Source organism: Streptomyces sp. NPDC057002, from assembly GCF_042673825.1.
GTDB lineage: Bacteria > Actinomycetota > Actinomycetes > Streptomycetales > Streptomycetaceae > Streptomyces.
In genome coordinates, this window is record NZ_JBHURZ010000005.1 from 169,199 (window position 1) to 182,335 (window position 13,137).

Consider the following 13,137-nt stretch of genomic DNA (forward strand, 5'->3'; position numbering starts at 1 on the left):
CCACCCCCCATGCCGCACTGGTCGGTCTACACCAGCAGGAACGAGCCGCACGACGGCATCGACCACCTCCCCGACCCACCGCCCTGGCGCGCCTTCGACGGCGGGCCCGCCCTGGCGCCGCCCGACGACACCGACGACGCGACGGCCGTCTCGCCCGACCGTGTGCACCGGGCCAAGTCGTACGTGGCCACCCCGGAGAGCGTCCGGCTCGTCAACGCCGCGCTCTGTCTGCGCCGTCCCCTGCTCGTCACCGGCCCGCCCGGCACCGGCAAGTCCTCACTGGCGTACGCGGTGGCGCGCGAGCTGCGCCTCGGCCCGGTGCTGCGCTGGAACATCACCAGCCGCAGCTCCCTCGCCGACGGCCTCTACCAGTACGACCCGCTGTCCCGGCTGTACGCGGCCCGGGAACGGCAGGACCGGGAGCGGCAGGACCGGGAAGGGCGGGACCGGCCGGCCGCCGGCGACGTCGAGGACCATCTGCGCCTTGGCCCGCTCGGCACCGCCCTGCTCCCCTACGGCCGGCCCCGGGCCCTGCTCGTCGACGAGATCGACAAGAGCGACCTCGACCTGCCCAACGACCTGCTGAACGTCCTGGAGGAGGGCCAGTACGAGATCCCCGAACTGGTCCGCGCCGCCCGCCACTCGGAGGACACGGCGGCCGAGGTCCTGGCCGACGGCACGGACACCCCGGTCGCCGTCCACCGCGGCCGGGTCCGCTGCCGGGCCTTCCCCTTCGTCGTGCTGACCAGCAACGGCGAACGCGAGTTCCCGCCGGCCTTCCTGCGCCGCTGCGTCCGGCTGAAGCTGCGCCGCCCCGACCGGGACCAGCTCACCGACATCGTCCGCGCCCACCTCGACACCCCGGACGCCACCGCGGACCGTCTGATCACCCGCTTCCTGGAACGGGCCAACGGCGGCGAACTCGCCACCGACCAGCTCCTGAACGCCCTCTACCTCACCGGAGTCTCCGGCCTGGACGCCGAGTCCCGCGACGACCTCGCCGAGCAACTGATGCCGTACCTCAGCGCGACGGCCGACGGCGATGGCTTCTGACCACGAGTGGGAGCGCCCTCGGGCAGACCGGGCAGGCGCTCGCGGCGCGGGCCGCGTCCCCCCGGCCGCGGCGTCGTCGGCCGACGACGCCGACTCGGGCGCCCCCGGTGGCGGCCTGTCGGCGATCAGCCGCCGCGCGGCCGGGGATCCGCACGCACACACTGATCGCGAGGCCGGGCAGTCCCCCGTCGCCCGCCTGGCCGCGGCGCTGTCCGCCGCGGGTGCGTCGCCGACGCCCCGGGAGCTGGCGGAACTGCTGTGGCTGGCGGGCCGGCTGGAGGCGGACGAGCCGTCCGCGGAGGAGCCCCGGACCGTCGGTCCCGCCACGCCAGAGGAGACAGCCGAGGCCCTCGCGCCCGAGGGCGACACCCTGCCCACCCCCGTACGACCACGTCCCTCCGAGCCGCCACCGACGGCCCCGGCGCCCACGCCCGACCGGGTCCCGCTGCGCCTGCCCGCCCCGCGCTCCCCGGGCCACGCCGAGGGGGGCGCGGCCGGCGGCGGTTCCCCCCTCCTCGCCCCGGCACCGCCGATGCTGTCCCACCCCCTCGCACTCCAGCGCGCCCTGCGCCCGCTGCAGCGCAAGGTGCCCTCCCCGCACCTGCGGGTGCTGGACGAACGGGCCACGGCCGACCGGATCGCGCGGCTCGGCGCCCACCCCGACGTGTGGCTCCCGGTACTGCGCCCGGCCCCCGACCGCTGGCTGCGGCTGAACCTCGTGCACGACACGGGCCCCACCATGCCGGTGTGGCGCCCCCTGGTGAGCGAACTGCACACGGCCCTCGCCCAGTCGGGCATCTTCCGTACGGTCACCCTGCATCCGGCCACCCCCGACGGCCGGGCCCGCCAGGTCCCCGTCCTCGACGACGGCCGTACGGTCACCCTCGTCATCAGCGACTGCATGGGCCCGCAGTGGCGCCCGGGCGAGGCGGGCGACCGCTGGTACCGCACCCTGCGCCGCTGGGCCCGCCATATGCCGCTCGCCGTGGTCCAGCCGCTGCCGGAACACCTCTGGCCCACCACGGCACTGCCCGCCGAACCGGGCCTGCTGACCGCCCCGTCCACGGCGGCGCCCTCGGCGGCACTCTCCTTCACCCCGTACGAGGCCACGCCGCCCCCCGACCGGGCCCTGCCCCTGCCGGTCCTGGAACCGGGCGCCCCCTGGCTCGCCCACTGGGCAGCCCTGGTCGCCGACCCGGGCGGCGCCCGCACCCCGGGCGCGGCGGCCTGGCTGCCGCCCGCCCCCGCACCCCCCGCCGAACCCGTCCCCGACCTCGCCTCGGCGTCCCCGGAGGACCTGGTGCTGCGCTTCCGCGCGACCGCGTCCCCCGAGGCCTTCCGCCTCGCCGGGCATCTCGCCCTGGCGGTCCCCTCGGTGCCGGTGATGCGCCTCGTCCAGCGCACCGTGGACCGCGACCCGCACCCCCGGCACCTCGCCGAGGTGATCCTCAGCGGCATGCTCGCCGCGGCCCCCGGCCCGCCCGGCTCCTATGAATTCCGTCCCGGAGTAAGGGAGTTGCTGCTGCGCTCCCTGCCCCGCACGGCCCGGGGCCGGACCCGGGAGTTCCTCGAACGCGTCGGCGGCCTGATCGACGAACGGGCGGGGCTCGCGGCCGGGGAGTTCCGGGCCGAGACGGACGGCGGACAGAACGGCTCGGGGCCCGCGTTCGCGACGGTGAGCGAGGAGACGGTACGGCGGCTGGGCGGGGAAGGGCAGCCGGAGCCGCTGTTCGCGGGGCGGTACCGGCTGGCCGGGCGGCGCGGGTGGAACGGACGGATGGCGATCGCCGTGGACGTCCGCACCGACCAGCAGGTGGTCGTACGCCGGTACCGCGACCGGCCCGCTTCGCACGAGCGGTTCCTGAGGCAGGCCCGAGCGCTGGCCGGAATCGACGATCCGCATGTGGTGCGGGTGCTCGACTTCGGCGTGGAGGACGGCGCGCCGTACCTGGTGACGGAGTTCGTGGACGGCCTGTCGCTGTCCGAAGTCCTGTCGGGTATCACCTTCCGGACGTTCGCCCGTCTGGTGTGCCAGGGTGTGGCCGGCCTCGATGCGCTGCACGCACACGGTCTGGTGCGTGGGGAGCGCGGCCCCGCGGGCCTGATGCTGCGGCCCGACGGCACCGTGCTGCTGAGCCGGTTCGCGTTGGGCGAGGAGTCCGAAGGCAAGGACCCCGAGTCGGATATCGCCGAGTTCCGGTGGCTGCTCAGGCAGCTGACCGCGGACATGACGGTGCCGGTCGAGCACGGACGCCTGCTCGACCTGGTCGACAAGCACCGGCTGTCCGAAGCCGCCGACCACGCCGCGCGCCTGCTCGCGATGGCCCGGTGGTCGCCGCCGCGCCAGGTCACCCTGCTCGGTCCGCTGCGCATCAGCGACGGCACGGACGACATCGAGCCCCCCTCACCGCACGCCCAGGCTCTGCTGTGCATGCTGCTCCTCGACCAAGGACGGCGCGTGGCCCACGCCAAGCTGGCCAGAGGGCTGTGGGAGGAGCTGCTGCCGGAGAACGAGGCCGCCCGCCGCCTCGAGAGCCTGGCGGCGGAGGTGCGCCCCGTGCTGCCCCCCGGCGGGCTCGTCTCCTTTTCGCGCTCGTACGCCCTGTACCTGCCGGACGTGTACGTCGACGCGCTCCATTGCGAGGAACTCCTCGGCGACACGATGCGCGGGCCCGCCGAACTCCGCCGCGCCCTCGACCTCTGGTACGGCGACCCCCTCGACGGCATCCCCGGCCCCGCCGCCGCGGCCACCCGGGACCGTCTGCGCGCCCTCAGGCTGGACCTCGAGACCTCGCTGGCCGAGCTGGACCGGAGGTCGTCCGAAGAGGCCGCCGGCCCCACGATCCATTTCGAGGCCGACGACCTCACCGGCCACCCCGAGGCCCGCATCACCCTCGAGTACGCGGTGCACGAGATGCTCTCCCGCGGCGCCCTCGCCACCCACCGGTTCGACGTCCGGGTCCGCGGCAACGGCTACGCCGTCCACACCGAGCCCGGCACCTACGTCCTCCCCGTACTGGTCGCGGTCCTGCGCGGGCTCCCCGAGGTCCTGACCGGGCTCGTGGACCCGCCGCCCCTCACCGTGACGTTCTCGGACCGGCCCGCCCCGCCGACGGTGACACCTCCCGTGCCCGCCGACATCCAGGTGATCGTCTCCCCGGAGGTGTACGAGCAGTTCGCCGGCAGCTCGGCGGCCCAGGGACCCCAGCGCTTCCAGCCCCTCTACCAAGGCGGCGCCACCGACACCCCGCCCGTCGCCTGGTACTGCCCGCTGTCCCCCTCCACGGCCCCCGAGCCCGAGGCCCGCGACCTCGTGGAGGGCCCCTTCATCACGCAGGACCTGCGCCGGCTGGGCATACCGGCCCCGGGCCGCACGGCCGTCGTCCACACCCAGCCGGACGGCCCGCTGACCCTCCTCAACCCCGCCCGGCCGCACGGCGCCCGGCCGCCACGGCACGTGACGTACTACGAGGTGGACCTCACCACGCACCAGTCCCACCACCGGGTCTCCCTGCCGAGCTCAGGCAAGGGCGCCTTCGCCGCCGCGGTCGAGCTGTCCTGGCATGTGGACGACCCGGTCGCCTTCGTCCGCGGCGAGGTCGCCCGGGTGTCCGAGCCGCTGCTCGACCATCTGCTGGAGGAGGCGGCCCGGATCACCCGCCGGCATCCGCTGCGCCGGGCGGGCGCGGCCCAGCGCGCGGTCAACGCCGGGCTGCGCCGGTGGCCCGTGCCGGGGCTTTCGGTGACGGCGTCGGTGCAGCTGGCCCCGGAAGGGGCGGCCCTGCCCGGGCCGCAGGGGGCCGCTCCCCCGGAACGGCCGTTGTCCCGTCTCCTCGACGAGGCCGAGACGGTGCTGCTCGGCTTCGACGGGCCCATGGCCCGCTTGTTCTCGGCGACCACCGCCGCGCAGACCGCGCTCGACCTGCTCGCCCTCGTCGACGAGCACCGCGACCCGCGGGACGCGCTGCCGGGCGCGGTGCGGGACACGTTCACGCATCCGCTGGACGTGCTGCGGGCCTTCGCACGGGACCGGCTCGGCCCGCTCCTGCGCGAACGCCTCGACGCCCGCGAACTGGAGGCGGTCCCCGACGCGCCCACCACCCACAACTCCGTGCCGCTGGTCCGCGCCCTGCACGACCTCGGCCGCCGGGTGAGCGTGGTGTCGGACGTCGGCGCTGCGGCCGTCCACCGCTATCTGGAGCCCTACGGTCTCCCGCTCGACGGCATCCACGGCCGCGGCGAGGACCTCACCCTGCTGACCCCGCACCCCGACGGCCTGCTGCGCGCGATGCACTCCTCCGGAGGCGCCGCCGCGACCGGCGTACTGATCGGCTCCACGGTCGCCGAACTCACCGCGGCCCAGCAGGCCGGCCTGCGCTTCATCGGCCTCGCCCGCAACACCACCGCCGGCCGGCAACTCCACGAAGCGGGCTGCGAGACCACCGTCACCTCCCTGGCCCCCCTGCTGGAGGCCGCGCGCTCGCTCCAGCCCTAGCCGGGGCCGAACCCCCCGTTCGGCGGCGCCCCACCCGGCCCCCTTGGAAAGGCGGCTCGGGCCCCTCCCGCGCACGATGCGAGGGAGGCCCGCCGTCTGGCGGCCCTCCACGGTCTGTGCTCTCGGGAGGACCTGCCATGACCGCCAGTCTGGAGCAGTTGCGCCGCTGCCACTTCGCCGTCGACCTGGGCGCGGCCCGCACACGCGTCTACGTCAAGGGCGCCGGGCTCGTCGTCGACCAGCCGTCCGCGGCCGCCGTGAACAGCCGCACCGGCGCCCTGATCGCGGTCGGCGAGCTCGCCGAGAAGATGACGGGCCGTACGCCGCACTACATCCGGGTGGTACGGCCGGTCTCCGGCGGCACGGTCATCGACATCGAGATGGCCCAGCGCATGCTGCGGCACCTGCTCGGCGACAAGATGCGCCGCAGCCTGCGCCGCAAGCCGATCCTGCGCGCCGCGGCCTGCACCCCGCACGACGCCGACCCGCTGGCCCAGCGCGCCGCGATCGAGACACTGGTCGGTCTCGGGGCCCGCCGCGTGGAACTGGTCGACACGCTGATCGCCGCCGCCGTCGGCTGCGGGCTGCCCGTGGAGCAGCCCGAGGCCACGATGATCATGGTGTGCGGGGCGGCGGCCACCCAGGTGGCCGTGCTGTCCCTCGGCGCCATCGTCACCGCCGAGCGCATCCCGGTGGGCGGCGAGGCCGTCGACCACGCGATCGTGCAGCACCTGCGTCACGAGCACGAGCTGATGCTGCCGAGCCAGTCGGTACGGCCGTTGCAGCTGGCCCTGTCCGGCAACGGCCTCACCCCGCACGGCCCGGCCTCGACGGAGATCCACGGCCGGGACGTCGCCACGGGCCTGGCCCGCTCGGTCCTGGTCGACACCGCCGCCGTACGGGACGCCATCCAGACGCCGCTCACCGCCATCCTCGACGGCATCGGCAAGGTGCTCCGGGACTGCCCGCCCGACCTGGTCGCCGACCTCGCCGACCGGGGGATCATGATGGTGGGCGGCAGCGCCCTGCTGCCGGGCCTGGACGAGATGCTGCGCGAGGCGACCGGCATGCCCGTGCGCATCGCCGAGCGCCCGGACGTGTGCGCCGTACAGGGCCTCGGCGCCATGCTGGAGGGCAAGATCGAGCCGCTGGCGCTGGATCCGCTGGGGGCCTGATCCGCCCCGGGGGCGAGGCCCTCAGCGGGCGAACCAGCAGCGCACCGTCGTCCCGCTGTCGCTCCGGTGCACCCGCACCAGGTCGGCGATCAGGTTGACGAGCAGGATCCCGCGCCCGCCGCGCTGGTCGCGGGGGACGGGCCGGCGCCCGGCCAGGATGTCCGCGAGCCGCCCCTCGTCGCGCACCTCGCACACCACGTACCCGTCCTCGGTCCACATCCGCAGCACACCCGAGCCACCGCCGTGCACCACGCTGTTCGTGGTGAGCTCGGCCGTGGCGAGAGCCAGGTCGTCCAGCTTGACGCCGGTGAGACCGAGCCGCGTCGCCTCCCCGACGGCCATGTGCCGGGCCGGGGCGAGCGAGTCGGAGTCGAAGGGGAACGTCAGCGCGTCCGGCACGGGCGGCAGCGGCTCGTTGTAGCGGTCGACGACGGCCCAGGGCGCGTACGCCTCGCTGTCCTGCTCCGCCCGGGCCCCGGAGGGGATGACGGTGGGGTGGGTGGCGTACGCGTCGGCGAGGACGTGCTCGGGGAGCTGCTCGACGTCGTACGGACACAGGATGGTCGCCGTACGGCCCCGGAAGGCCGCGTTGATGAGCGCCTCGTGCTGGACGCAGGCGGGGTACTCGGTGGCGGAGCGACCGGCCCAGATGGGCTCGCCGATGATCCGCACCCGGCGGCCGGACGGCTGGGCGTCGGCGAACGCGCGTAGCACGCCCGGGATGATCCGGCCCGGATTGCGCCCGGCCTCCCGCATGTCCAGGAACCTCACGGCGCCCGCGGCCTCGCCCAGGGCGTCCCGGATCAGCGCGAGGTTCTTTCCGGGCACCGCGACCGCCACGGGCTCGCCGGCCGCCAGGCCGTCGCGCACGAAGGGCACGGTCACGTCGAGGTACTCCTGCTCGTCCCGGTAGAAGAGCGCGGGGTGGACGAAGGGGGCGAGGGGCCCGAAGGGCTCGGTGACGGCAGTGGTCATGACGTCGACACCTCGATTCCCGCCTGGTCGGGCCAGAGCAGATCCAGCGTCCGGCGCAGGGCCGGCGGCGGCCGGCGCACGACGAACCTGCGGCCGTCCCTGAGCTGCCCGGCCGCGGCCGCGAGCGCATCGGCGCCCGCGACGTCGACGAACGTCACGTCGGAGAGCTCCAGGTAATACACGTCCTCATCCTCGCGAACAGCCTGCTCCAGTACGCCTTCCCAGATCGCACGGGTCGTCAGGCCGACTTCTCCCGCCGCCCGGACTCCCTGCCGCCCGGCCAGCGGAAACACCGCCAGGCCCGGCACGCGGGGCCCGGCGGCCGGCACCTGATATCGAGTGTTCAAGCCCCTCTCCCCACGCTTTGGTCCACAGCGCTCGTACCCCTCCGGGAAAAGCTCATTCCCCCGAACCGGGTGTAGTACGCCGTAAGGCGGGCAGGCGCACCTCACACCGACGTCCACCGGGGGGCGACGTGATTGTTGCGCAGTCCGGCCGGGACCGATGACGACCGACGAGGACCGACAAGGCGGTGACATGACGTCAGCGGCATCACCACACCTCACAGGAGGGCTGAACACCCTGGTCATCAGTGGCCGCGTCGACGCGGACCGTGCCGAGCTCACCCCGCGTGGTGAACTCGTTCACGGCTGTGCGGACATCCTGGCCAGAACCCTGGCCGAGCTGCCGGCCACGATCACCCGGGTCGACCTGGACATGGGCGGCGTGCGTTTCATGGACACGGCCGGACTGCAGTTCCTGGACGCCCTGGCGGACTACAGCCGGGCGCGTGCGACGGCGGTGACGACCACGAACTGGAACGGCCAGCCGCGCCGGATCCTGGAGCTGGCGGGCCTGGACACCACGGATCCGCTGCGCACCGTGCCCCACGACCCCGCCCCGGCCGCCTCCTCGGCGGTCGCCCTGGAACGCGCGGAGCGCCTGGACCTCCTCCAGTCGGAGGTCGAACAGCTCCGCCAGGCCATCGCCTCCCGCCCGGTCATCGACCAGGCCCGCGGCATCCTCATGGCCACCCACGGCTGCACCTCGGACCAGGCATGGCACATCCTCCGGGAGACATCCCAGCTCTCCAACACCAAGCTCCGCGACGTGGCCGCCGCGGTCACGGCCAGCGCGGACCCCGACGGCCCGCCTCCGCCCCCCGAACTCCGCACGGCCCTGAACAAGGCCCTCGCCCGCCGCCACCAGAGCTGAGCCGACCGGGCCCGTGTTCGCCCTGAAGTCACCGGACGCGTCCACTCGGGGCTGCCCGTGAGCGGCCGGTCCGGGCGCCCCTGGAGCCACCGGAACCGACCACTCGGGGCCGCCCGGGCCGCCCAGGCCGCCACCACAGCCCAGCCGCCGGTCCGAGCACGCCCCCCGGAGTCACCAGACCCGTCTCCCCGCGGTTATCCGGGCCCGCCTCGGGGCGGCGACCGGCCCACGCCGCGGAGCAGGCCCGGCTGCGGCTCGGAGCAGCGAGGCGGGTGACGGGCCCCGGGTCCGGACGGCCTCGGTGGGTGGCCCGGTCGCCTCCGTCGGAGAGCGCCCCTACCCTGCCGACGGCCGGCCGGGGTACCGCCCGCAGGGGCGAACGCCCCGCCGGCGACGCGTCGCCGGCCACCCGGCCCCACTCGCGGCAACCCACTTGATCAGCGCAATACCTGGACGTACCGCTCTCGTTGTCAGCGATGTGCCTCCCGCGACCCCAGCCCCGGCAGACCGACGCACGAGCACCGCGCGGACGGTGATCGGCGACGACCCGGCGCTGCGGGCGGCCTACCGGCTGTGCCGGCTCCGGACCAGGCGGCAGGACCCCGCGGAGTACGCCCTGATCCAGCTGGTGCCCGCCCCGCTGCGCCCGGCGCTGCACGCCCTGTGGGCGGCCGCCAACGCCCTCGACGACCTCGGCGACGACCGCACCGCCCCCGCCGCCGAACGGGCCGCCCGCGTCGGGGAGTGGATCACCGCCCTGCACCGCGAACTGCCCACCGGCACCAGCCCGGACCCCGTCCGCCACGCCCTCGTGCACACCGCGTCCCGCTGGCGCCTGGACCTGTCAGAACTGCACGCGGCCATGGCCCAGGTCCAGGACGACACCCGGGGCAGGCACTTCACCGACTGGACCGAGTGGCGCACCTGGGGCCGGGACAACCTGCTGCCCTGGTTCGGCCAGGTCCGCACGGTCTTCGACCGGGCCGGCGTACCCGTGGCGCTCCGGCTGGACACCCGGGAGGCCTACGAGGAGTTCCTGGACGGCGTCCGGCTCACGGACATCCTCACCGACCTGTCCGCCGACCTCGCCCAGGGCGACCTCCTGCTGCCCGGTGAGGCCCTCGACAACCACCCCGGGTCCGCCGCCGACTTGGCGCACCGCCGCTGGAGCCCCGCCGTATCCGCCCTGATCACGCACCTGACGGCCCTGGCCCGCCGGTGGGTGACCCAGGAGAGCCTCAGCCGCGGCATGCACCCCGGCCCCGCCACCGTCCTGGACACGATGGCGACCCTGCTGCGCGCCCAGCTCGACGCCATCGACACCGCCGGGCCGGCCCTGCTCAAGGCCCCGCCCCGGCCCGCGCCCCTCACCCGCGCCCGGATCCTCGCCCCCGCCAGGGCCCGCGCCGCCCTCGCCTGGAGCCTGACCCCCCTGACGGTGCCGCCCGCACACCAGCCGGCCCACGGCGGACACCCCACCCTCACCCGCCCGGCCCACACCGCGTCCTTCCGCCCCCCGCCGCCCCACCCCAGCGGCGAGCGGCCACCGGAGATCCCGCCCGCCCGGCTGCCCGCCCACGTCGCCGTGATCATGGACGGCAACGGCCGCTGGGCCCAGCAGCGGGGCCTCCCCCGGCACGAGGGTCACCGCGCCGGAGCCACCGCCGTCCGCGAGGTGGTCCACGGCGCCCTGGACATCGGCCTGCGGCATCTGACCCTCTACACCTTCTCCACCGAGAACTGGCACCGCGACGCCGAGGAGGTCGACGCGATCCTCGACCTCCTGCACAGTGAACTGGCCGACGACCCCTTCCGCGACCTCGATGTCCGGCTGGGCTGGCACGGCCGCGCCGGCCGCCTGCCGCCCGACCTGGCCGACCTCCTCCACCTCCGGGAGCGCACCACCCGCACCCGCACGGGCCTGACGCTGACGATGTGCATCGACTACGGCGGCCGGGACGAGATCACCCGAACGGCCGCCGCCCTGGCCCGCCGTGCCCGGGCCGGCCACCTGGATCCGGACCTGATCACCGAGGACGACTTCGCACGGCACCTGCCCCGCCCGGACCTGCCCGACGTGGACCTGCTCTGGCGCACGGGCGGAGAACACCGCGTCTCCAACTTCCTGCCCTGGCACACGGCCTACGCCGAACTGCACTTCACCCCGGGCCTCTGGCCCGACACCGACCGACGCGACCTCTGGCAGGCCGTCAGCACCTACACCCGCCGCCAACGCCGCCACGGCACGACTCCGGCCACCGCGGGCCCACTGGAATAGGCGCATTCCGAGAACTCGCCCTGTCCCTCTGTTTCACCGAGGTCTTGGGCAATCGGGGGCCGCCGCGGGGCCGAACGAATCCGCTGCCGCGAGTAGAAACGGTTCTGCGCGTGCAGCGCGTCCGGGCCCCACTGACATGGCGTTCCCAGTTCGGCATTCGCAAGGCATCGCCCGTGCCTGAATAGATCCGAGCATGGCGATCAGCCGTTCGAGCCCTTCCCCTGACCCGACCCTGACCTTTTCAGCCCTGCGCCCCGATCATCCCTGAACCATCCCCTACCCGACCCGGAAAAGCCCCTGGCAGGGGCCCCACATGGGCGACAGGGCACCTAACGTGACGACGGTGCCCCGGCCGGGCCCCCCTTGCACAACCGTTCTCTTCACGAGGAGGCTTCATGCCGTTAACGGGCAGATCCGCACTGCGGCGCATCGCCGCGCGGGGCACGACCATGGCCGTGGGAGCCGTCATGGCAGTCACCACCGGCCTCGCCGCCGCTCCTTCGGTCCACGCGTCGTCGTCTGCCGCAGGGACCCTGCGGTGGGCACCGTGTGACGACTCGGCGAAGCCGGGAGCCGAGTGCGCCACTCTTTCGGTGCCGGTCGACTGGGCCGACCCGGACGGGCCGAGACTCGACCTGGCCGTGGCCCGCCGCCAGGCCACCGACCCCGGCGCGCGCGTCGGTTCGATGGTGTTCGGCCCCGGCGGGCCGGGCGACTCGGGTGTGGAGAGGGTGGTGCGCGGTATCAGCCGGTTCAGCCCCGAGGTACGCCGCAGGTTCGACATCGTCAGCTTCGACCCGCGCGGCGTGGGCGGTAGCAACCCGGTGACCTGTTCCGGCGACCTGCTTGCCGAGCGGCCGTCACCGCAGCTGAAGAGCCAGGCGGATTTCGACGCCACGCTGGCCTATAACAAGCGGCTCCGTGCCGATTGCAGGGACCGTACCGGCCCCGTGTTCGACCACCTCGACAGCGCCCAGACGGTCCGGGACGTGGACGCCCTCCGGGCCGCCCTCGGCGAGCGGAAACTGACTTTCCACGGCAGCTCGTACGGCACGCTGCTGGGCGCGCAGTACGCCGAGACCTATCCGCGCCGTGTGCGCGCGATGGTGCTGGAGAGCGTCATGGACCACAGCGTCCCGACCACCCGTGACTTCCTGCAGGCCGAGGCGGCCACGGCAGAGGATTCATTCCAGGAGTTCGTGAAGTGGTGCGACGGAGCCGCCGACTGCGCGCTGCACGGCCGCGACGTCCGCGCCGTCTGGCAGTCCCTGCTGGCCCGGGCCGGGCGCGGCGAGCTGGAGGACCCGGCGAAGCCGGGCACCTCGCTGTCCTCTTCGGACCTGGTCAACACGGTCGCGTACCGGAAGTTCTACAAGGCCGACTACGCCGGCCTGGCCACCGCGATCGCGGGAATGGACGCGAGCAAGCCGCTGCCCGCGTCGCCCACCTCGACAGCGCCGCTGCATCCGGCCACCCCGGTCTTCTGTTCGGACTGGCACCTGCCCGTGCGCGGCTACCGGGAGTACGCCTCGCTCGTCGCCATGATGAACAGGACCGCCCCTGACCTGCCTCACCTGCTGCAGCTCCACGTGGTAGCGGCGTGTCTGGGCGCGCCGACCGCCAACCCGCAGCACCGCCTGGACGCACACGGTGCCCCGCCGATCCTGGTGTCCAACGCGCTGCACGACCCGGCCACCGGCTACCCGTGGGCGGTCTCGGTGGCCCGGCAGCTCGGCCGCAGCGGCGTGCTCCTCACCTACGAAGGCCACGGCCACGGCAGCGTCACCAGCGGCCCGTGCATGGAGGACGCCGTGGACAGCTACCTCACCGACCTGGCAGTCCCACCACGGGGCACCAGCTGCCCCGCCGTGCCGTCCTGACAGCCTGCCCATCCGGATCCGTCTGGAAGGCGGATCCGGCAGGAGGACAATCGTGACGCGCAGGAA

8 protein-coding genes are annotated in these 13,137 nt (G+C 74.5%); 6 read left to right on the plus strand and 2 right to left on the minus strand.

Annotated features, from left to right (window positions below; genetic code table 11):
- Positions 1 to 9 precede the first annotated feature (9 nt).
- The 3 genes from ACFT32_RS24975 (at position 10) to ACFT32_RS24985 (ending at position 6,723) form a co-directional block, all read left to right on the plus strand.
- Positions 10 to 1,053: an AAA family ATPase gene (locus ACFT32_RS24975; RefSeq protein ID WP_382493184.1), complete on the plus strand. Its 1,044-nt coding sequence runs from the start codon at positions 10 to 12 to the stop codon at positions 1,051 to 1,053.
- The gene (locus ACFT32_RS24980) at positions 1,043 to 5,548 is read left to right on the plus strand and encodes an SAV_2336 N-terminal domain-related protein (RefSeq protein ID WP_382493187.1); all 4,506 of its coding nucleotides are present in this window, start codon (positions 1,043 to 1,045) and stop codon (positions 5,546 to 5,548) included. The genes ACFT32_RS24975 and ACFT32_RS24980 overlap by 11 nt, the downstream gene beginning before the upstream one ends.
- A 137-nt stretch (positions 5,549 to 5,685) precedes the next feature.
- Positions 5,686 to 6,723 (plus strand): rod shape-determining protein, encoded by a 1,038-nt coding sequence (locus ACFT32_RS24985; protein WP_382493190.1) that lies wholly within the window; start codon positions 5,686 to 5,688, stop codon positions 6,721 to 6,723.
- A gap of 21 nt (positions 6,724 to 6,744) precedes the next feature.
- On the opposite strand, the gene ACFT32_RS24990 is transcribed toward ACFT32_RS24985, so the two are convergent.
- Together ACFT32_RS24990 and ACFT32_RS24995 are read right to left on the minus strand one after the other, a co-directional pair.
- Entirely contained in the window at positions 6,745 to 7,698 is a 954-nt protein-coding gene (locus ACFT32_RS24990) for an anti-sigma factor RsbA family regulatory protein (RefSeq protein ID WP_382493193.1), read from the minus strand.
- Positions 7,695 to 8,045 carry an STAS domain-containing protein gene (locus ACFT32_RS24995; RefSeq protein WP_382493196.1) on the minus strand — a complete coding sequence of 117 codons (351 nt, stop codon included), beginning with the start codon at positions 8,043 to 8,045 and terminating at the stop codon, positions 7,695 to 7,697. Before ACFT32_RS24995 ends, ACFT32_RS24990 begins: the two co-directional genes overlap by 4 nt.
- Before the next feature lie 190 nt (positions 8,046 to 8,235).
- On the opposite strand from ACFT32_RS24995, the gene ACFT32_RS25000 reads away from it, so the two are divergent.
- From ACFT32_RS25000 to ACFT32_RS25010, 3 genes are all read left to right on the plus strand, one after another.
- The gene (locus ACFT32_RS25000; protein ID WP_382493199.1) at positions 8,236 to 8,913 is read left to right on the plus strand and encodes an ANTAR domain-containing protein; all 678 of its coding nucleotides are present in this window, start codon (positions 8,236 to 8,238) and stop codon (positions 8,911 to 8,913) included.
- Positions 8,914 to 9,445: 532 nt separating this feature from the next.
- Positions 9,446 to 11,191, plus strand: a complete 1,746-nt coding sequence (gene uppS / locus ACFT32_RS25005) for a polyprenyl diphosphate synthase (protein ID WP_382493201.1) — start codon at positions 9,446 to 9,448, stop codon at positions 11,189 to 11,191.
- A gap of 395 nt (positions 11,192 to 11,586) precedes the next feature.
- Complete coding sequence (locus ACFT32_RS25010; protein ID WP_382493204.1) at positions 11,587 to 13,071, plus strand: alpha/beta hydrolase; 1,485 nt, start codon at positions 11,587 to 11,589, stop codon at positions 13,069 to 13,071.
- Positions 13,072 to 13,137: the final 66 nt, after the last annotated feature.